Genomic DNA, 20,218 nt, shown 5'->3' on the forward strand with positions numbered 1-20,218 from the left:
AGCGGCCGATTATCGGGTTCGGTCTGTGCGCGTTCTACTCTTGCTGGCCGGACCCACAGATGTTGCCGGTCACCCACACCTCGTTCGTCTCGGTGATCTCGATGCCGATCCCGATCCGGTTGACGTTGGTGTAGCTGAGCCTGTCCGCGTAGACCGCGTTCTCGGTCCACGCCTCGAAGATGTCCTCCGCGACCGCGGTCTCGTTCTCGTGGTACACCGTCTCGCCGCCGTCCTCGAAGTTACGGCCGGCGTAGGTCTTGTGGAGCACCTCGAACTCGTACTTCTCCGGTGTGACGATGTACTGAGCGTCTTCCTTCTTGAATTTGCAGGTCTCCCTGAGTTCGAACGCGCGGTATCGCCCGGCCGTCGAGAGGTTGTTCGACTCGTGGACGAGCTGGCCCTTGTTCGCCATCGCGACACTGTGGTTCCTCGCCATTCGGTTCAGATCGACGCTGAGGCTCCCGTTCGGGTTCGAGAACGGGTCGAGTCGCTGTTCCTCGCGCCAGTCGTTCAGCATCCTCCGGAGTTCGGTCTCGATCTCCGCCTCGTCGAACCGACGCGGGAGCGTCGGCGTCCGCGTCCCGATCGGGGTCGCCGTGGGCGTGGCAGTCGGCGTCACGGTTGGCGTCGGTGTGGCTTCTGGAGTCGGCGTGAGCGTCGGGAACGGCGTCTCTCCGGGCGTCGCGGTGCCGTTCACCGCGGTGCCGTTCACCGCGGTCCCGTTGGCGGCGGTTGTCGCCGCTGGCGTCGGTGTCGGCGTCGCAGCCGACCCGTCGCTGGCGCCGTCCGAGTCGTCGGGCGTGTCCGTCGCGTCGTCGCCGCCGCCGAGGAGCATCGCGCCCGCGATCCCCCCGACCAGCATCACCCCGACTGCGACGGCGACGATGACGACGACTTTCCGGTCAACCATATCATCCCGGTGCCGGAGTCGAGACTTAAATCTTCGCAATAACCAACTAGTTGCTGACAGTATCTCGGGTAGTTGCAGACATCGAACGCCGTCCGGATCGACGGACAGGAGGTGAGTCGGCGGTATCTGTCGGAGACCGCTCGGCCGAGACGGCGGATCGATGCCCACCGATCCGACCGGGTCGGACCGTCAGTTCGGTCGCCGGTCTCGGCGAAGCTGTCCCGAGGCGCTGCGAGACGGTCGCGACCTCACTCGAAGCGGTCGACCGCAGTGTCGTAGCGGTCGGCCGGCTCCTCCCAGTCGACGACCTCGAAGAACGCGTCCACGAAGTCGCCGCGGGCGGGGCCGTAGTCGTAGTAGTAGGAGTGCTCCCAGACGTCCAGCGCGAGGATCGGGTGGCCGCCCCAGATCGCGCCCTGGTCGTGCTTGTCCACGACGACGTTGCGGAGTCGGCCGGCGAAGCTGTCGTACACCAGGAGCGCCCAGCCGGAGGCGTCGGACGCGGCGGCCTCGAACTCGCCCTTCCAGGCCTCGTAGGAGCCGAAGTCTTCCTCGATGCGCTCGCGGAGGTCGCCGCTCGGTTCGTCGCCGCCCTCTGGGCTCATGTTCTGCCAGAACAGCGAGTGCAGGATGTGCCCGGAGGAGTTGTGGGTCACCGAGCGGATCGCGGACCCGGAGTCGCCGAACTCGCCGGCCTCGCGGTTCTCGGCGAGGTCGTCCTCGGCGGTGTTCCAGCCGTCGACGTACCCCTGGTGGTGGGTGTCGTGGTGCCAGGTGAGCACCTGCTCGCTGACGTGCGGTTCCAGTGCGTCGTAGTCGTACGGCAACGGGTCGAGTTCGTAGTCAGACATGCAACCGATCACGAGGACGGAATCGACTTGAGGCTAATCTGAAACCGATTTCCGTTGGGTTTCCGAGAGGTCCGGTGACCGTCACTGCGGACGCGAGGAGCCGGCGACCGTCACGGCGGACGGGCGAGGGGCCGACGAGCGCGACTGCCGGCACGCCGCGCCGGGACCGCAACGATTTCGGTCCCGATGGGTGCAGGTAGCCGTATCGATCCACGCATGCAGGACGACTACACGTCGGTGGCGCTGCACAACGTCGCCGAACTGGCCGACCCCGACTGGACCGAGAGCGGCGACGCGCTCCGGCGCGTCCCGACCGACGTGGCGGCGAACCTCAACGTCTCCGCGCGCGAGCGGGTTCGCCACCCGTCCGGGAGCGAGATCAGGTTCGTCCCCGACGGCGACGCGACCGTTCGCGTGACGCTCTCGGCGGCCGGAGCGACCGTCGTTCGTCCGTTCTGGGGGTCGTTCCAGGGCGAGGAGATTCTGGAGATCGGACCGGAGCCGACGACGGTCGAACTCTCTCCGCCCGACGCGCTGGCGGACCTCGACCGCGACGCGCCGGCCGCGACCGGCGCCGCGGACGCGTTCGACCCTCGGGTCTGTCGCCTGCGGTTCGAGCCGTGGGCGCCCGTCGCGCTCCACCGGATCGAGGGGTCGTGTCGCCCGCCCGAACCCGAGGAACTCCCCGACCACCGCTATCTGGCCTACGGGACCTCGATCACTGAGGGCGCGGCGGCGTCGGCGACCCACCTCAACTACGTCTCCCGCGTCGCGCGCGATCTCGGGCTCGACGCCGTGAACCTCGGCGTCTCCGGCGCGGCGTACTGCGAGCCCGCGATCGCCGACCACATCGCCGAGCGCGACGACTGGGACGTGGCGACGCTGTCGCTGTCGGTGAACATGGCGAATCGGGGGTTCACCGTCGCGCAGTTCCGCGACCGGGCGGCGAACCTCGTCGCCAGCGTCGCCGAGGCCGACCCCGACCGCCCCGTCGTCTGTGTCACGCTCTTCCCGTACCATGCGGACCTCCAACACGAGGGCGACCGCGAGCGTGCGAGGGCCTACCGGGAGGCGCTGGAAGGGGTCGTCACCGACTGCTCTGCCGAGAACGTCCACGTCGTCGACGGGAGCGAACTCGTCCCGGCGACCGGGCTGACGACGGACCTGTTGCACCCGGGGGACGCCGGCATGGAGGCCATCGCGGACGGCGTCGGCGCGGAACTTCGCGACGTGCTCGATTGAGAGCGTGCGGTCGGAACGTCGGTCTTTTGCCGACGAAGCGAGTTCGCTCGTCCATGTACGAGGTCGAGGTCAAGGTCCGCGCGGACCACGAGACCGTGGAGTCGGCGCTGGAGCGAGCAGACGCCGAGTTCGTCGACAGGGTCGTCCAGGAAGACACCTACTACGACGCCCCACACCGGAACTTCGCGGAGACGGACGAAGCACTGCGGATCCGTCGGGAGTGGACGGGGGGTGGGGACAGCGACGGCGATGGAAGCGAAGACGCCGAGACCGGCGACGACGGCGCCGGCGCGACGCGGCTGACCTACAAGGGCCCGCTCCTCGAAGCCGAATCGAAGTCCCGACAGGAACACGAGACTGCCGTCGACGACGACGCGGCGGCGACGGGCATCCTCGACGGCCTCGGGTTCGAACCGGCCGCCACGGTCAGGAAACACCGCGAGCACTACCGGCTGGACGGCTACACCGTCACGCTCGACAGCGTCGACGGCCTCGGCGAGTTCGTCGAGGTCGAGACGGAGACGGACGACGAGACCATCGAAGCGGCCCGCGACGGCGCGCTCGCCGTCCTCGACACGCTCGACCTCGACCCCGACGAGCAGATACGGACCTCGTATCTCGGCCTGCTCCTCTCCGCTGATGCAGAGTAGTAATTAAATATCGGCTTCTGGTTTCCGCAAGTTATACGGGTGGGGGTATCTAACCCGGATGCAATGACGAACAGGAACGTCAACGTCCAACCGGCGGCCGGGCGGGCCGTCGAGGACCAGGCAGTGGAGATCGTCGAGCGCAAGGGGCTCGGCCACCCCGACTCGATCTGCGACGGGATCGCCGAGGCGGTCTCGCAGGCGCTCGCACAGACGTATCTCGACCGGGTGGGGAAAGTCCTCCACTACAACACCGACGAGACCCAGTTGGTCGCCGGCAACGCCGCGCCGGCGTTCGGCGGCGGCGAGGTCCAGGAGCCGATCTACCTGCTCATCGTCGGCCGCGCGACCAAGGAGTACGAGGGGACGAAGATCCCCGCCGAGACGATCGCGCTCGAAGCGGCGCGCGACTACCTCGCGGAGAACTTCCCGCACCTCGACCTCGGGACGGACGTGATCGTCGACGTGCGACTCGGCGAGGGCAGCGGCGACCTCCAGACCGTCTTCGGCGAGGAGGAAGCCGTGCCGATGGCCAACGACACGAGCTACGGCGTCGGGCACGCGCCGCTGACGGAGACCGAGGAGATCGTCCTGAACGTCGAACGCCGACTGAACGGCGAGTACAGCGACGAGAACCCGGTCGTCGGGCAGGACATCAAGGTGATGGGCAAGCGCGAGGACGGTCAGGTCGACGTGACGGTCGCCGCGGCCGCGGTCGACGAGTACGTCAGCGGACTCGACGAGTATCGCGACGCTATCGCGGGCGTCCGCGAGTACGTCGAGGGCGTGGCTCGCGAGTACACGGACCGTGACGTCACCGTCCACGTCAACACCGCCGACGACTACGACGACGGCGCCATCTACCTCACCACGACCGGCACCTCCGCCGAACAGGGCGACGATGGCTCCGTCGGCCGCGGCAACCGCGCCAACGGCCTCATCACCCCCAACCGGCCGATGAGCATGGAGGCCACGAGCGGGAAGAACCCGGTCAACCACATCGGGAAGATCTACAACCTCCTGTCGACGGATATCGCGCAGTCGGTCGTCGCCGACGTCGACGGCATCCGACAGCTCCAGATCCGGCTGCTCAGCCAGATCGGGAGCCCCATCGACCAGCCGCACGTCGCCGACGCGACCGTGATCACCGAGGACGGCGTCTCCGTCGCGGACATCGAGGACGAAGTCGAGGCCGCCATCGACGCCGAACTCGCCGACGTGACCGACATCACCCGTCGCGTCATCGACGGCGAACTCTCTACGTTCTAACTGCCGCTCGGCTGCCGACGGCGCACGTCGGGAGGACAAGCCGCAGTCGCGGCCGATCCGCTGCCGAAGCCTGTTTATAGCCCCGGTCGTCAACGGACAGCCATGCAGCCCCCGGGCGCCGATCTGGTCGTAGTCCGTCACGGCGAGATCGGGACCAAGAGCCAGCACGTCAGCGCGAAGATGGAGCGCCAGCTCCGCGAGAACCTCGACGCGATGCTGGCCGACCGGGGCGTCGACGCGACCATCGAACAGCGGCGGTTCCGCCTCCTCGTCCACACCGACGACCCCGAGGGGGCGACCGCGGCCGCCGCCGACACGTTCGGCGTCGTCTCCGCCAGTCCCGCGACCCGCGTCGAACCGACGATCGAAGCCATCTGTGACGGACTGCGAACCACCGCTTGCGAGCACTACGACGGCGGGGCCTTCGCCGTCTCCGCGCGGCGCGCCGGCACGGAGTCCGCCCACCCCTTCTCCAGCACGGACATCGAGCGCGACGGCGGGAGTGCGGTCTGGGAAGCCGCCGAGGCGGCCGGCGTCGACCCCGAGGTCGACCTCGACGACCCCGACACCGAGTTCTTCGTCGACTGCCGCGAGGACGAGGCGTTCCTCTTCCTCGAGAAGCGGTCGGGGCCGGGCGGCCTCCCGCTCGGCACACAGGACCCGGTGGTCGCGCTGATGAGCGGTGGGATCGACTCGCCGGTCGCCGCCTGGGAACTGATGAAACGCGGGTCGCCGGTGATCCCGCTGTACGTCGCGCTCGGCGACTACGGCGGCGTCGACAACCAGGCTCGCGCGCTCTCGACGACCGAGACGCTGGCCGAGTACGCGCCCGACCGGGACCTGCGACTTCGGATCGCGCCCGGTGGCGACGCTATCGCGTCCATCGCCGACACGGTCGAGGTCGGTCGGATGCTCGTCGTGCGCCGGTTCATGTTCCAGGTCGCCGCCGCCGTCGCCGAAGACCGCGGCGCCGTCGGGATCGTGACCGGCGAGTCGATCGGGCAGAAGTCCAGCCAGACGACGGCGAACCTCGCGGTGACCAGCGCCGCGGTCGACGTGCCGGTCCACCGGCCCCTGCTGACCGTCGACAAGACGGACATCACCCAGCGCGCCGGGGCGATCGGGACGTTCCACGAGTCGACGATCGCGGCGGGGTGTGAGCGGCTGGCTCCCGAGTACCCGGAGACCCGCGCGCGCCTCGGCGACATCGAAGACCGCGAGCCGGACGACCTCGCCGAGCGGGCGCGAGCGGTCGCCGACCGGCTGGAAGTCGTCGACGACTCCGCGACCGGCGACACCGCGGAAGGCGAAACCGCTTAGGGCCGCCCGGTTCACCCCACCAGTATGACGCGGGTGTGTCTGGTCGGCGTCGAGGACGTGAACCTCCGCTACGAGTTGCTCTCTCGCGAGACCGCTCGCAACGCGCTGGCCACCTACGACCTCCGCGAACCCTTCGACAACGCGATCGGTCTCGAGACCGTGAGCCTCGGCGCCGCCGTCGCGCTCCTCAACGACCTCAACTGGTACCTGGTCCGCTTCGTCGACGAGGCGATGGTCCTCGAACCGAGCGTCAGCGAGACGGAGTGGCTCTCCCGAGACCTCGCCGCCGCCGTCCGCGACGACGAGGTGGCCCCGGACGAAGCCGCCCGCTTCCTGAAGGTCTACGGCCTCGAATCACAGGGCTCCGACGGCGAAGACGAAGACGAGACCGAAGCCACCCACGGACGGACCGATGCCAGTGCCTCCGGCAACAGCGACTCCACGGACCGGACCGACGACGGCCAGTCGCGGGACGGCGACCCCGCGGGACGCAAGCGCCTCGTCGAACCGATGTTCGTGACGCGGACCGGCGACGGCGTCCCGGACTACGACCTGCGGGACGTGGAGGAGACGCTCGTCGAACGCGTCACGGAATCGGAGTTCGGCGCCTGAATCGCGGTCTCGAACCTCGGCGGGCGCCCCTGCGGAACCCGCCAGCAGTTTTATGCGAACTCGTGACACACACTGCTAGTGTGTCATCTCGCCGAACGGTCGCGGGCGTCGCGCTCCTGCTCGTCGTCGCGAGCGTCGTCCCGGGACTGGTCGGTGGCGCGACGGCCGACGCTGGCGACCGAGTCGACGCCCGCGCGCTCTCGGGAGTCGGGGCCGTGGCGGCCAACACCGGGAACGAGACCACGCCGGCGGTGGTCCAGACCGTGACCTACCGGCGAACCCCGAACGCGACGGGCACGATCCGGGCGACCCAGCGGTATCGCGTTCGGGGGAACGTCTCGTCGCTCGTGGTGTACAACTACAGCCACGGGCGGGTCGTGAACGCGACGGGGTTCGGAGAGCGGGAGAACGGTCGCTGGCGGTGGGACCGCGAGACGAGCGAGCCGTCGGTGACGCTCCGGGTCGCGGTCAACCGGTCGAGTCGACAGTTCAGCGGCCTCCGGTGGGTCGACGTCGGCAACTGGTCGCTCGCGAACCCGCGGACCGACTTCGCCTATCGCGACGCCGACCGCGAGGAGTGGGTGTACTCCTGGCAGGAAACACCCCGCGTCGACCAGCGGAGTCGGGTTCGCTCGGACGACACGGGGTTCGCCGGCCCCGCTGTCGTCTACCTCGGCGAGTACGACTCGTTCACGACGAACGCGACGAATCAGACGGTCCGACTCGTCCGACCGGCCGACGCCGACATGGCGACCGACCCCGACCGGGTGCTCGAAGTGCTCTCGACCGCGTCGCGCCAGCTCAGGGTCGGCGCGCGAGACGACGTGGTGAACGCGTTCGCCGGCCCGACGCCGCTGCGGTACGGCGGGACGACGGCGAACGCGCAGGGAGCGGCACAGGACTTCTGGGTGTCGGCGAGCGCCGGCGCCGGCGGCCCGCCCAACACGTGGATCCACGAGTACGTCCACACCCGGCAGTCGTTCGTCCTCGGGCCGGAGATGACGTGGTTCCGCGAGGCCAGTGCGCACTACTACGCCGGCGTGCTCTCCCTGCGGACGGCACCGAGTCGGGCCGACGAGTTCGAACAGTTCATCGGAACGCTCCGCAGCGACCGGGGGTCGAACGCGACCCTGACCGAACAGTCCTCGTGGTCGACGACCTACGTCCCCTACGCGAAGGGGGCCCGCGCCCTCGCCGCACTCGACGGCCGCATTCGGAACGCGACCGACGGAAATCGAACGCTGCAGCACGTCTTCGGTCGGTTGAACGAGCACGACGGGCTCGTGACCTACGACGTGTTCGCGTCCGCCGTCGGGAACGTCAGCGGCGAGTCTCAGCGCGACTGGCTCGAAGCGCACGTCCGTGACGGCGCGGACGTCTCGCCGCCGGAGTCGCCCTACGCGTACACCGCGCCGACGGGCGACGTGGACGCTGACGCCGACGGTCTGGACGCGGCGGCCGAACGCAGGAACGGCACCCACCCGTTCGCCGCCGACACCGACGCCGACGGCGTCGCGGACGGTGCAGAACTCCGGCTCGGAACGGACCCGACAGACCCGTACTCGACGCCGGTCGCCGAGAACGCGACGGGAGCGACCTCCGAGGCGAACGAGTCGGGCACGTAGATCACTCGGGTGACGGCGGCCGGTTCGACCGCGCTCGCGGCGGCCGCCGACGCCGGCGGAGCGGCGCTTTCAAGGTATCGTCGCCCGGTTGTTCGGGTATGACTACAGTCGCCGTGCTCGTCCGTCCGCCGGAGTCCGGGACCGTCCTGCCGACACTCGTCGACGCCGGTGCGGTGACCGCCGACGAGGCGCGCGACCTCTACGCGGCGATGGTTCGGGACACGTGCGCCGCCGTCGAATCCAGCGGCGGCGACCTACTCGTCAACTATCGACCCGTCCACGCCGAGGACGAGACCGAAGCCACGGAGGACGAGGAAGCGCTCGACGCCGTCCGCTCTCTCCTCGACGGCGCGCTCGCCAACCCCGATAGCCACCGCTACGAGGTGCAGGTCGGATCGTCACTCTCTGCTCGCGTCGGCAACACCGTCACGCATCTCCTCGAACGCGAGGCAGTCAAGAGCGCGGCGGTCGTGCGCCCGACCGCGGCACTGCTGGAGCGTCGACACGTCGACAGCGCGGCGATGAAGCTCCGGCAGTCGGAGGTCGTCCTCGGTCCGGCGACCGACGGACTCGTCTCCTACGCGGCGTTCACGGAGCCGATCGACTTCGAGGACGCGTTCACGTCGCCCGAGGTGGAGACGCTGACCGACCGCGCGGTCGACGCGGGGCTGAGCGTCGATTTCCTCGAGATGCACCCGGTCGCCGAGACCGCGGGCGGACTCGCGACGCTCGTCTCGCAGATCCGAGCGCGACAGCGCGCGGACCTCCGCGTACCGCCGTACACCACCGCCGTCGTCGAGGACCTCGGGCTGCGAGCGACGGCGGTCGACGGCCATTTCGACGTCGGGCGGGACTGAGCGAAGCCGCAGGCTTCGCGAGGGTCGAGAGACGAACGGAGTGAGTCTCTCGGGACTGAGCGATGGCGTAGCCATCGCGATGGTCGCGAGGCGCGAAGCGCCTCGCGGAACTGAGCGACGACGGAGTCGTCGCGAGGGTTGCGGGACGCGAAGCGTCCCGCTGGACTGAGCGAAGCCGCAGTCGTATCTCGTAACTGAGCGACCGACAGGTCTTAGGGCGGACGGGCGGTACGCTCGAACGCGGTGGGATAGCGAAGTGGCCTAACGCGCCTGCCTTGAGAGCAGGTGTCCTCACGGACCCAGGGGTTCGAATCCCCTTCCCACCGTCTTCTGTCGCGACCGACCCGGCGAGCACCGCGTCGCGTGTGCTCGCGAACGGTCCGCGGGTCGTGGACAGACCGACAGGTGCCGACACCCGAGAAACCTGCAACGAACTCGCTCGCAGGCCGAAACAGTACCGAAATGCCGCGCTCGCGTAGGTTCGTTTTCATGACGACGGACACCCGGTTTCGACAGGTCCACGACTACGCGCGTCACTCGGGCTTTCTCACGGGATTCCCGAACTTCCATCAGGCCGACTACGGACAGGGCGTGGTGTACGGCACCAAGCTCGTCCCGGAGAACTCGGGCGAATACAGGGACGTTCCACGGACACAGCTCGGTTCGAACCTCGCTCGACAGAACGTCGGCGACATGGTCAGAGCGGCGAACAGCTACGCCCAGGCCAACGGATACGCGGGTGCGCTCCCGACGTTTCACGAGGCGGACCACGGAAACGGAGTCGTCTACGGGCTCGTCCTGTACGACTCGCCGTCCGCGGAGTTCAGAGACGTCCCGGCGACGGAGCTCGGCAACCCCGATCTGAAGGACGTGGGCGCCACGTTCCGCTCGGCCAACGACTACGCGGGGAGACAGGGCTATTCGGCCGGATTTCCGACGTTCCATCAGGCGAACTACGGCGACGGCCGTGGCGTGGTCCGCGGCGTCGTCCTGTTGCGCCAGGGAGCGACGGACGCACTCGACGTCCCCCAGACCGTCCTCGAACGCTACGCTCCGGAAACCGCGCCACAGCGGTCGGGGGGGTCGGGCGGCTTCTACGTGCCCAGATGGTTCAAGCAGATCCGTCACTACGCACGACGGAACGGGTTCGCCGGCGGGTTTCCGACCTTTCGGGAACGGCCACGGTATCAGGCCTTCGTCGAGTACGAGTTCCAGTTACTGCCCGGCTCCGTCGCCCGTCACATCATCCTCATGGAAGTCTCGCTGGGCTCGCTGCCAGATAACGCCGTCTCCAACGCGGGCGGCCAGCTTTCACGTGCCGTGTCCGACTACGCCGCGCAGAACGGTCTCACGGGTGCGTTCCCCAGTTTCACCGAGGGTGACTTCTATTCCAGACGGGATTACGGTGTGACCCTCATCAGTCAGCGCGCGTTCCAGAGAGACGTGCCTGCCTATATCCTGGGGAACGTCGACGTAGACAACGTCCGGGAGATGTACTACGAAGCGAACCAGTACGCAACCCGACACGGGTTCGCCGCGGCCGTCCCCACCTTCCATCAGGCGAACTACGGCGGCACCGTGGTCCGCGGCCTCGTCCTGTTCGATCCCGGCGCGACGGAAGCCAGGTGGCTCACGATCCCCGAACTGAGGGCGTGACGGACTCCCGACGAGGCGACGCCTCGACGTGTTCGGGACCGCTTCCCCGTTCCCGACCACTACGGCACCGCCTCATTCGCGTTCCTGCAGTTCCCGGATCGCGTCCTCCTGCTCCTTGCGGGCGATCCCGCCGCTCTCGGCGTGTCGGCCGGTGTACTGCGAGTCCGGGATTCCAGACCAGACAGAAGACCCGTCGTCGCCGTCGCGGGCCCGCAGGAACCACGCCGCACAGAGAGCCGCGTAGACGGTGACTGCGAGCCCGACACCGAGAACGAAGCCGCTCTGGAGGACGGCGTCGAACAGCGCGGCGAACCCCGTCACGAACGCGCCGCCGATCAGGACGAACGCGACCAGGGCGTGAAACCACCTGGGGACCGAGAGGTCGACGCTCCGTGACATACCCGGATCTCCACCGCCCAGCAGAAAAGGTCTTCTGGCCAACCAGTTCTCGGCAGGCCGACCCCGCCGCCGCGGTCACACTCGACGGTAGTCACCGAGTCGCGTCCCGTCGAGGAGGTACGCCTCGCCGTCGGCCAGTCCGTCGGGGAGAAACGGAGCGAGGAACTCCTGCCCGTCGACGTTGACCCACGTGCCGCCCGAGAGGTCGTTGAACCCCGGGAAGACCACGAGCTCGCCGTCGACGTCGAAGTCGGCGTCGTGGAACTCGTGGAACGGCTCCGAGTTCAGGTCGCCGCGGAGCCACACCCGTTCGACGCGGGCGCCGCCGACCTCGTCTTCGAGTCGGACCACCGGATGCTCGTGCCCGACGCAGACGACCTCTGCGGTGAGCACGTCCGGGCTCGGCCAGGTGTGGCCGTGGGCGAAGCCGACCTCACCGATGCGGACCCCGTGGCCGGGCGTTATCTCTACGGACTGGTCGACCCGCTCCAGAATCGCCTCCACGTCGCCGTCGTGATTCCCCTTCGCGAGCGTGACCGGCAGGTCGGCGGGGAGCGCGTCGAACAGCGCGAGCACCTCCTCCCGTTCGTCGCGCCCCGGGTCGCCGATAGCGTGGCCGAGGTCGCCGAGGACGAGCAGTCGGTCCGGCCGCTCCCGCTCGACGAGCGCGAGCAACGACTCGCGGCGGTCCGGGCTGTGGTCCGGGAGTTCGACGCCGTCTCTGCGGAGTCCGGCCTCGATGCCGGCGTGGTAGTCGGCGACGACGAGCACGCGCTCGCCGTCGCAGGTCGCGACCGCGGCGGGGTCGCCCGGGAGCGGTTCGACGCCCATTAGATCGGCTTGTACACGTCGTCGTCGGGCTCGTAACACCGACCGTCCATCAGCGCGTCCTGGATGGCGTCGCGTACTTCGTCGTCCGGCGCGCCGGTGCTCCCCGTCACCGCGTCGACGATGTCGTCAGCGTGAGCGCCGTCGCCGTCGTCAAGGTCACGCATCGCGTCCATCACCGCGTCCTCGACGTCCACGTCTTCGGCCGGTTCGGCCTCGGCCTCCGGTTCGGCCGTTTCGCCGGAGGGTTCCGGTTCGGTCTCCTCGGCCGCTGGCTCGGCGGTCTCGGTGGCGGGTTCCGGTTCGGTCTCCTCGGCCGCTGGCTCGGGTTCGTCCGCGGCGGTGGCCTCGGAGTCGGTTCCGGCGGCTTCTTCCTCGGCGAGTTCGTCCGGGTCCGGCGTCTCGATGCCGGCCTCACCGGGTTCCCCGACTTCGCTCCCGCTCTGGAACTCCGTGCCGTACTCCTCCTCGATCTCCTCGCGCTCGTCCTCGTCGAGTTCGAACTCGCCGGCGTCGAAGTCGTCGAGGTCGTCGGCGCCGGCCTCGTCGGCGGCCCCGTCCGTCCCCTCGGGACTCGTCTCGACCTGCGGGCCCGTCCCACCGGTCTCGTCCGTGCTGGCCGCGGCACCGCCCGTGTCGGCGGTGGCGGCGCCGCCCGTGGCGTCGGCCGTCGGCTCCGCTTCGACCGATTCTGTTTCGGCCGCGTCCGCGGCCGTCTCTGCCTCGTCCGCCGCCGTCTCTGGCTCGTCAGCCGTCGCGTCCGCTTCGACCGGTCCCGAGTCGGCGTCCGTCGCCGCGGATTCGGCGGACTCCGATCCGGTCTCGACTGTCTCCGTCTCGGCCGGTTGGGCGCTCTGCTCGGCCGACTCGCCCGAGGGGTCGGCCGTCGTCTCTGCGGTCGTGGTTCCCGCATCCGCGGTCGCGGTCTCGTCCTCGCTGTCGGTCGCGGTCGCCGCCGAGCCGCTGGCCCCGGACTCGTCGGCCGCCGCGGCAGGGGAGTCGTCGCCGAACGCAACGCCCAGATCGGCGCTCTCGCCCCCGACGTTCGGAGCCACGTTCAGCGAGGCGAGCGCGGCCAGATCGGCCTCGCCCGGGGCGTCCGGGGAGGCCGAGTGCGGGTCGACCTCGTCGCGTTCGTCGGCGACGACTTCGAGAGCCTGAACGGACGTGTTTCGTATCGCGTCGAGGTAGACGGGCGTCGTCCCGTAGTGGTCGATGCCCAGCGGGATCCCCGCGGCGAGCCCGGTGTCGACGCCAGCGGCTTCGAGCGCGTCGCGCAACTCGTCGCCGCGTTCGTCCATCCGGAGCGCGCTCGCCATCGTCCGCACGCGGTCGAGCGTCTGTCGGGCCGTCCCGACCGTCCAGCGGTCGCGCGTCTCCGCGTCGACCTCGTTGACGTTCTCCGGGCGGATCGACGTGTAGGTCACGTTCGAGTCGTCGGGCTGGAAGGTCCGGGCCTTCCCCGTGACCGCGACGAACATCGGCGGCTGGGCGCGCTCGAAGAACGCCTGCGCGTCGGGCTGGTACTGCCCGGCGTAGATCACGAACGCGCCCGTCGGGTCGACGACCCGCGCACGGAGCACGTCCTCGCTGGCGTTCTCGACCTCGGTGAGGACGCCGACGACGAACAACCGGTTCACCCGGCCGCCGGTCGGCGACACCACGTAGTTCGGGGCGCGCTCCTCGTCGCTCTCGGAGTAGGAGAAGTCCGAGTCCTCGAACTCCGCGGCGAAGAGCCGATAGGCGACCTCGCGGCGGCCCGCGCCGCCCTGGTCCTCGGATCCGCTCATGCGCGCACCTCCGTCAGCAGGTCGCTGGCACGGTCTGCCGGGTCGTCGTCGGTCTCGTCGAACGACCGGGCGTTGAGGTTGGCGCCGTACTCGTCGACCGAGAGCGACCCGCGGACGCGGTACTCGCGGCCGACGAGGTCCTCGCGGATGGCGTCGGCGACGGCCTCCTGGTCCATCTCCTCGCGGGCGTGCTCCTTCGCGGCCTCGATACCGCCGCCGTATATCTCCTCGGTGAGTTCGTCGTCGAGGATGGCTGTCACCGTGCCGGTGCCGTCGTCGAGAATCGCCTTGATCCGCAGGTCGTCGACGCCGTCGACGGCGCCGTGGGTGCGGCACTGGCCGTTCTGGACGACGCGACCGCACTCGGGACAGCGCTCGATGAGTCCCGAGCCGTCGCGGACCGCGATGACGTTCCCGACTAGTTCCACGTCGAACAGCCCGCCCGACTCGATGGCGTCGCGCACTGCGAGTCCCGGCGCTTCCTCGGTCGGTTCGACCGGTCGGTCGAGTTCCGTCACCACGGTGAACTCCGAGACGTTCACGGAGGGGGCGCCGCGGAACTCGCGGACGAAGACGTCTTCGAGTCGGAGCGACGCGCCCTCGGTTATCGCGTCGTGGGGCTCCCAGTCGGTGAAGGGGAGTCGCGTCGTCTCGTCGGCGAGGATACCGCTGAGGATGTCCGTCTCGCCGTCGCGGCCGTCGATCGTCTTGGTCTCGACCTCTAACACTGTGACCTCGACGTCGATCCCGCGGTCCCCGGGTTCGAGTTCGACGAGGTCGGCGTCGCCGCCCACCTCGTAGTCGACGTCCAGTTCCTCGTCGGCCAGCTGGATGGTCGTGCTCTCGCCGAGGTTGAGTTCGGGGTCGCCCTCCCACTCGCGGATCCCGGCGTTGCCGGCGGTGATCGTCTGGCCGGCTTCGAGACCGAAGTCGTCCCACGCGGTGTAGGATATCTTCCCGGTCTCGTCGGCGATCTCGCCCTCGAAGATGACGTGGTCCGAGCCCTGGTAGCGGATCGACCGCTTGCCCGCTCGCAGGACCGTCCCGGTGACGGTGACGTTCGAGTCGCCGGTCGATATCTCGGCGATCGACTTGCTCGTCGGGGTGCCGTCGTCGCTGGACCCGTCGCCGTACTTCCGGCGGAGACTGTCCTTCGCTTCCTCGACGGGCACGCTGTACTCGACGAGGTTCTCCAGGTCGCGTTTGACCTCCGTTTTGTCGACGCCGAGGCTGGAGGCGAGTTCCTCGGCATGGTCGTCTAAGCTCATCACCGGACGTTCGGCTGGCCCCGGTAAAAATCGTTCCCGTCGAGCGGGTCGGCGGCCGACCGGCAGGTCGGCGGGCGGACCTGTCGCCTCGCCATCGGGACGGATCAGATATTTATCCGTCGACGGTAGAGTCGGGTGCATGGAACCTCCGACGTTCCGGGGGAAGCCGTCGGATTCACACGTGATCTGGCGGCGGTCGGGGGCTGGGGCAGACGCATCGAAGCGCTTCGACGAGAAGCACCTCCGCCGGTGGTGTTCGGCGCGCGGCGTCGACTTCGAGACGGACAAACGAGTCGACCACGATCGCTCGGACCAGCCGCGCGAACAGTACCGCTGCGTGTTCGCCTGGTCCGACGCGGAGAGCGAGTCGTTCGACATGGGCGACGACGAGTGGGAGATCGCGACCCAGGAGACGCCCGAGACCTTCGTCGAGATCGACGACGCCGGCGAGGTTCGATTCAAGAGCTGGGACGACGAGTTCGTCCTCGACGTCGAGGAACTGTGGCTCGACGGCGACGCCTTCGTCTTCCGGGCCGCCGAGTTCGACGGCGCGAAGCGTCTCGACGCGCGGAAGCTGAAGACTCGACCGGAGTGACTCCCAAAATCGGGGCCCGGCGGAATCACCGGTGAGAGCGACATCGAAAGCGGTTTTCGGGAAAGCCCGCTTGATCCGGTATGCACGTCGTCGTCAACGCCGCGATGAGCGCGGACGGGAAGCTGTCGACGCGGGAGCGCGAACAGGTCGCCATCAGCGGCCCGGACGACTTCGACCGCGTCGACGCGCTCCGCGCCGAGAGCGACGCCGTCATGGTCGGCGTCGGGACCGTCCTCGCCGACGACCCGTCGCTGACGGTCGACGACGACGCTCGCCGCGAACGTCGCCGTGACGGCGGGAAGCCCGAGAACCCGGCCCGGATCGTCGCCGACTCCAGGATCCGGACGCCGACGGACGCACGCGTGCTCGACGACCGGGCCGAGACCATCCTCCTGACCAGCGAGGCCGCACCGCAGGACTTCGTCGACGAGATCACCGACGCGGGCGCCGAGGTCATCTCCGCCGGCGAACAGCGGGTCGACCTCGAACGGACGCTGACGGAGCTCGAGTCGCGAGGCATCGACCGCCTGATGGTCGAAGGCGGCGGCGAACTCATCTTCTCGCTGTTCGCCACTGACCTGGTGGACGAGCTCTCGACGTTCGTCGGACCGTCCGTCATCGGCGGCTGGAAGGCGCCGACGCTGGCCGACGGCGACGGTTTCGTCGAGGACTTCCCGGAGCTATCGCTTCGCGACGTGGATCAGGTCGACGACGGGGTCCTGATCCGCTGGGACGTGCCGTAGCGGACGGCTCCGCTGGGACGTGCCGTAGCGGACGGCTCCGATGGGCACTGCCGCGATGCGAGCATTTATTACGGGTACTCCGGTCATACGTTCACTCGATGGTCGATCCGATGGAGGCCGTCGATCAGATCGCCTTTCTCGCCCGGTCGAAGGCTCGGGTTCACGTGCTGGAGCAGTTGCGAGACCACGGCCCGGCGACACAGCGCGACCTCCGCGACCGACTGGACGCGTCCCGGTCGACGGTGACCCGGTCGCTCACGGCGCTCGAGGACCGCGGCTGGATCGAGCGAGACGACCGCTCCTATCGCCTGTCTCCGAAAGGTGAGGTCGTGACCGACGAGTTCCTGTCGCTACGCGACTCGGTCCGGGCGGTCGACGAGCTGTCTCCGTTCCTGCAGTGGTTCCCCTACGCGGAGTTCCCGCTCGACCTCTCGGCGCTCCGGGAGGCGGACATCACGTCCGCGGCGTCGCCCGACCCGTACGCCCCCGCCAGGAAACAGACGGAGCTGATCGAGACCGAGGACAGCTTTCGCGGATTCCTCCCGTCGCTGGACATCGAGGGGACGAGAGTCGTCCACGAGCAGATCGTGAACGGCGGGTTCGAGGCGGAGGTCGTCGTCCCCGAGAGCGTGGAGCGGACTATCGCCTCCGGGGAGTACGCCGAGCTGTTCGGCGAACAGCTCGCGACCGGACGGCTGACCGTGTTCGTCCTCGACGACGACGTGCCGTTCTACCTCGGTCTGGCCGGTGACACCGTACAGATCGGCGTCGAAGACGACGAGGGGTTCCCCCGGGCACTGCTCGAGACGACGGCCGAATCGATCCGCGAGTGGGCGACCGACGTCTACGAGTCCCACCGCGAGCGGTCACGGGTCAAACCTGCCGACGACTTCTGACCGGTTTCGAGCGTCCGTGCACGGGCTGCACAGATTTCACGGGGTAACGTAATACTCCGTGCGACGTATCGTACCTGTGGATGGGGTTCAGAGGGCCGCGCGGCGACGAAGCTGACAGCGGGGTCTGCCGACACGTCCCGGGCCAGCCACCGGTTCCGGGTGGGAGCGGTCTCCGCGGGGTGACACCGTGACGTGCAGTAACTGCGGCGAGGGCGCGCTCGCGAGAGAGTACACGCTCCGGTTCACGCCGGATGGGGCACCGGACCGAGAACTCGACATGTTGCTCTGTACCGACTGCCTGCGCGACCTCAGTTCGGACTCGGCGGTCGAACTCGTCGACGACCGGACGTTCGTCTCCTCGGAGTGAGTGTCCGGGTCGCTGTTTTCGTGTGGTTCGCGGAGAAAGTCCCGCGGCGTCGTTCCGTTTAGTGACTGTGACCGGTGAGTTCGGCGAACGTGCGGCCGAATCGCTCCTCGAAGAGGTCGAGGGTTCGCTCCTCGGTCTCGGCGAGTCGCTCGTCGGGTTCTCCCTCCCCGTGGTGGGTCGCGCTGTGGATGCGCTGGGCGAACCCGAACATGGCGATGTCGCCGACGACCTCCGGGGCCGTCTCCTCGCCCTCCGCGAGCATGTCGAGCAGTTCGGTCGGGACTTCGAGTTCGTCCGTCGCCCCGTCCTCCGATTCGAGCGTCAGCGTGACCGTCTCGGCTTCTGCCATGGCCTCCGTAGGGAGAGCCATCATATGGGTCTGGTGGATGCGTGTGCGAGCGCGAAAAACCGCTAGACGTCCGGGTCGGCCGCTGTCCGTCGACGCCGGCAGCCGCCCCGTCAGTCGTCCGCTTCCGCGGCCGCCTCCGCCTCGCCTTCCGCGGAGAGCTCGCGTTCGAGGTAGTCGTCGGCGTCCATCGCGGCCTTGCAGCCCATGCCGCCGGCGGTGATCGCCTGCTGGTAGTGGTGGTCGACGACGTCGCCGGCGGCGAACAGCCCCTCGACGCCGGTCGCGGTCTGGTCGGCGCCCTCGCCGCCGCCCCGACTGCCCTGCGTCATCACGTACCCCTCGCCGTCGAGTTCGACGGCGGTGTCTTCGAGATACTGCGTGTTCGGGGTGTGGCCGATGGCGACGAACACGGCGCCCACGTCGAAGTCGAACTGCTCGGTCTCGGCGTCGTCGAGGTTGTCCGACGGGTAGCCAGACTCGTTCTGCGCGAGCGTGACGTGGTCGACGCCGCCCTCCTGCGAGCCGTGGACCTCCAGCAGCTCGGTGTTTCGCATGATCTCGACGTCGCCGTCGTCGACTTTCTCCTGGAGTCGGTCAATCCAGTAGTCTTCCGCGCGGAACTCCTCGCGGCGGTGGGCGAGGTAGACCGTGTCGGCGAAGCGGGTGAGGAAGTCGGCCTCCTCGAAGGCGGCGTCGCCGCCGCCGACGACGAGCATGTCCTCGCCGCGGAAGAACGCGCCGTCACAGGTGGCACACGTCGAGACGCCGAAGCCCATCAGGTCGTCCTCGCCGGGGACGCCGAGCGTCCGCGCGCTCGCGCCGCTGGCGGCGATGAACGCGTCGGTCGTGTACGTGTCGCCGGTGTTGAGTTCGACCTCGAAGGGCGTGGCCTCGTCGTCCACGTCGACGACGATACCGTGCTCGATCTCGGCGCCGAACTGCTTTGCCTGCTCTTTCATGTTGTTCACGAGTTCGGTCCCGCCGACGCCGTCCGGGAAGCCCGGATAGTTCTCCACGTCGGTGGTCAGCGTGAGCTGTCCGCCCGGCTCGTCCCCTTCGAGGACGAGCGGGTCGAGGTTCGACCGCGCCGCGTAGATGGCGGCGGTCAGCCCCGCGATACCCGAACCCGCGATGATCAGCCGTCGATGGTCGACCGGCTCAGAACTCATTGCTACACGGTAATGGAGTATCCCGTATGTAGATTGCGCTGTCTCGTCGGCCCGTTACACGCCCGCTCGGGCCGACTGCCGCGACGTGTCCGGGAGTACGAACCGACTGCCGATCACTCGTTTTTCCACTCGCCGATTTTCTCGCCGTGGATCTCTCCTTTCGCCTGGCGGTCGGTCGGCCACTTCGCCACGAGGAGGATGCAGAGGTAGAAGACGGCGAGCGCACCCGCCACGACCGGTCCCGGGACGCCGGGCAGTGCGGCCGTCTCCGTCCACTGCGACTCGGGCGTGAACAGCGTCACCTTCGCGACCCACGCGATGCCGACGACGAGGAACAGGAGGCCGTACGTCCGACGGAGTCGCCGGGCGAGCGCCTCCAGCGTCGTGACCTTGAACGTCGGTGACCGGAGGTCCTTACTCAGTTTCTCGCGCCAGGCGGTGTCTTCGAGGCCGGTCGGCGACAGCGCGTTCGCGAAGAAGTTCTCCTGTACGATCCGGACGCGGGACCGATACACGTCGTAGAACCGGTAGCGCCGGACCTCGTAGGTGAGAAATATCGAGAGCGCGACGACGCCGATCAGGAGCAGGTAGGCGGGCATCCGCGGGGTCGAGAACACCACCGACACCAGCGCCGCAAGCACCGTTATCGCCCAGTTCGTCGTGCGGTCCATCCGGTCCTGCGCGCCGGCGGCCTGGGTGACCTCGCTCCGGTAGAACTGCGGGAGCACGGAACTGAACCCGTCCGTGTCCCTCGCGATCTCGGCGCCGATCGCTTGGTCGTCCCGATCCAGCGGACTCTCGTTTCGGGCCTCGTCGTCCATGCCC

21 protein-coding genes and 1 tRNA gene are annotated in these 20,218 nt (G+C 68.7%); 13 read left to right on the plus strand and 9 right to left on the minus strand.

The features are described 5' to 3' along the window. Positions 1-34: 34 nt before the first annotated feature. Together D1409_RS24320 and sod are read right to left on the minus strand one after the other, a co-directional pair. Positions 35-910 carry a CAP domain-containing protein gene (locus D1409_RS24320; RefSeq protein ID WP_164471565.1) on the minus strand — a complete coding sequence of 292 codons (876 nt, stop codon included), beginning with the start codon at positions 908-910 and terminating at the stop codon, positions 35-37. Between the two features lie 248 nt (positions 911-1,158). Beyond that, positions 1,159-1,761, minus strand: a complete 603-nt coding sequence (gene sod / locus D1409_RS04840; RefSeq protein WP_123534559.1) for a superoxide dismutase — start codon at positions 1,759-1,761, stop codon at positions 1,159-1,161. 186 nt (positions 1,762-1,947) lie between these two features. Here sod and D1409_RS04845 point away from each other — a divergent pair, with 186 nt between their 5' ends. The 9 genes from D1409_RS04845 to D1409_RS04885 all read left to right on the plus strand — a co-directional run bounded on the left by D1409_RS04845 (position 1,948) and on the right by D1409_RS04885 (position 10,989). Beyond that, a complete protein-coding gene (locus D1409_RS04845; RefSeq protein ID WP_235853498.1) occupies positions 1,948-3,003 on the plus strand; it encodes a GDSL-type esterase/lipase family protein in 1,056 nt (351 codons plus the stop codon). Positions 3,004-3,056: 53 nt separating this feature from the next. Continuing rightward, positions 3,057-3,653 (plus strand): class IV adenylate cyclase, encoded by a 597-nt coding sequence (gene cyaB / locus D1409_RS04850; RefSeq protein WP_123534563.1) that lies wholly within the window; start codon positions 3,057-3,059, stop codon positions 3,651-3,653. Positions 3,654-3,716: 63 nt separating this feature from the next. Then, on the plus strand, positions 3,717-4,919 hold the full coding sequence (locus D1409_RS04855; protein ID WP_123534565.1) for a methionine adenosyltransferase: 1,203 nt from the start codon (positions 3,717-3,719) through the stop codon (positions 4,917-4,919). Between the two features lie 102 nt (positions 4,920-5,021). Further along, positions 5,022-6,239, plus strand: a complete 1,218-nt coding sequence (locus D1409_RS04860; protein ID WP_123534567.1) for a tRNA sulfurtransferase — start codon at positions 5,022-5,024, stop codon at positions 6,237-6,239. A 24-nt stretch (positions 6,240-6,263) separates the two neighbouring features. After that, positions 6,264-6,851, plus strand: coding sequence for a DUF5804 family protein (locus D1409_RS04865; protein ID WP_123534569.1), 588 nt, complete (start codon positions 6,264-6,266; stop codon positions 6,849-6,851). Between the two features lie 80 nt (positions 6,852-6,931). Continuing rightward, positions 6,932-8,476: a thrombospondin type 3 repeat-containing protein gene (locus tag D1409_RS04870; protein WP_123534571.1), complete on the plus strand. Its 1,545-nt coding sequence runs from the start codon at positions 6,932-6,934 to the stop codon at positions 8,474-8,476. Between the two features lie 98 nt (positions 8,477-8,574). Beyond that, entirely contained in the window at positions 8,575-9,333 is a 759-nt protein-coding gene (locus D1409_RS04875) for a DUF2064 domain-containing protein (RefSeq protein ID WP_123534574.1), read from the plus strand. 242 nt (positions 9,334-9,575) lie between these two features. Beyond that, positions 9,576-9,659: transfer RNA gene (locus D1409_RS04880), tRNA-Ser, on the plus strand. Between the two features lie 163 nt (positions 9,660-9,822). Beyond that, positions 9,823-10,989, plus strand: a complete 1,167-nt coding sequence (locus D1409_RS04885; RefSeq protein ID WP_123534576.1) for a hypothetical protein — start codon at positions 9,823-9,825, stop codon at positions 10,987-10,989. 72 nt (positions 10,990-11,061) lie between these two features. On the opposite strand, the gene D1409_RS04890 is transcribed toward D1409_RS04885, so the two are convergent. The 4 genes from D1409_RS04890 to D1409_RS04905 all read right to left on the minus strand — a co-directional run bounded on the left by D1409_RS04890 (position 11,062) and on the right by D1409_RS04905 (position 15,274). Then, the gene (locus tag D1409_RS04890; protein ID WP_123534578.1) at positions 11,062-11,388 is read right to left on the minus strand and encodes a hypothetical protein; all 327 of its coding nucleotides are present in this window, start codon (positions 11,386-11,388) and stop codon (positions 11,062-11,064) included. Between the two features lie 75 nt (positions 11,389-11,463). Continuing rightward, positions 11,464-12,219, minus strand: a complete 756-nt coding sequence (locus tag D1409_RS04895) for a metallophosphoesterase (RefSeq protein ID WP_123534580.1) — start codon at positions 12,217-12,219, stop codon at positions 11,464-11,466. Continuing rightward, complete coding sequence (locus D1409_RS04900) at positions 12,219-14,006, minus strand: RPA family protein (RefSeq protein ID WP_123534582.1); 1,788 nt, start codon at positions 14,004-14,006, stop codon at positions 12,219-12,221. Before D1409_RS04900 ends, D1409_RS04895 begins: the two co-directional genes overlap by 1 nt. Continuing rightward, positions 14,003-15,274, minus strand: coding sequence for a Single-stranded DNA binding protein (locus D1409_RS04905; RefSeq protein WP_123534584.1), 1,272 nt, complete (start codon positions 15,272-15,274; stop codon positions 14,003-14,005). Before D1409_RS04905 ends, D1409_RS04900 begins: the two co-directional genes overlap by 4 nt. 139 nt (positions 15,275-15,413) lie before the next feature. Here D1409_RS04905 and D1409_RS04910 point away from each other — a divergent pair, with 139 nt between their 5' ends. From D1409_RS04910 to D1409_RS04925, 4 genes are all read left to right on the plus strand, one after another. Continuing rightward, positions 15,414-15,869: a hypothetical protein gene (locus D1409_RS04910; protein ID WP_123534586.1), complete on the plus strand. Its 456-nt coding sequence runs from the start codon at positions 15,414-15,416 to the stop codon at positions 15,867-15,869. A gap of 80 nt (positions 15,870-15,949) precedes the next feature. Next, the gene (locus D1409_RS04915) at positions 15,950-16,612 is read left to right on the plus strand and encodes a 2,5-diamino-6-(ribosylamino)-4(3H)-pyrimidinone 5'-phosphate reductase (RefSeq protein WP_123534588.1); all 663 of its coding nucleotides are present in this window, start codon (positions 15,950-15,952) and stop codon (positions 16,610-16,612) included. 98 nt (positions 16,613-16,710) lie between these two features. Continuing rightward, complete coding sequence (locus tag D1409_RS04920; RefSeq protein ID WP_123534590.1) at positions 16,711-17,508, plus strand: helix-turn-helix transcriptional regulator; 798 nt, start codon at positions 16,711-16,713, stop codon at positions 17,506-17,508. A gap of 187 nt (positions 17,509-17,695) precedes the next feature. After that, a complete protein-coding gene (locus D1409_RS04925; RefSeq protein WP_123534592.1) occupies positions 17,696-17,875 on the plus strand; it encodes a hypothetical protein in 180 nt (59 codons plus the stop codon). A gap of 58 nt (positions 17,876-17,933) precedes the next feature. On the opposite strand, the gene D1409_RS04930 is transcribed toward D1409_RS04925, so the two are convergent. The 3 genes from D1409_RS04930 to D1409_RS04940 form a co-directional block, all read right to left on the minus strand. After that, a complete protein-coding gene (locus D1409_RS04930) occupies positions 17,934-18,224 on the minus strand; it encodes a DUF7545 family protein (protein WP_123534846.1) in 291 nt (96 codons plus the stop codon). Positions 18,225-18,334: 110 nt separating this feature from the next. Beyond that, complete coding sequence (locus D1409_RS04935; RefSeq protein WP_123534594.1) at positions 18,335-19,393, minus strand: NAD(P)/FAD-dependent oxidoreductase; 1,059 nt, start codon at positions 19,391-19,393, stop codon at positions 18,335-18,337. Between the two features lie 113 nt (positions 19,394-19,506). Next, positions 19,507-20,214: a DUF2270 domain-containing protein gene (locus D1409_RS04940; RefSeq protein WP_123534596.1), complete on the minus strand. Its 708-nt coding sequence runs from the start codon at positions 20,212-20,214 to the stop codon at positions 19,507-19,509. Positions 20,215-20,218: the final 4 nt, after the last annotated feature.

The organism is Halosimplex salinum, from assembly GCF_003730195.1.
Lineage (GTDB): Archaea > Halobacteriota > Halobacteria > Halobacteriales > Haloarculaceae > Halosimplex > Halosimplex salinum.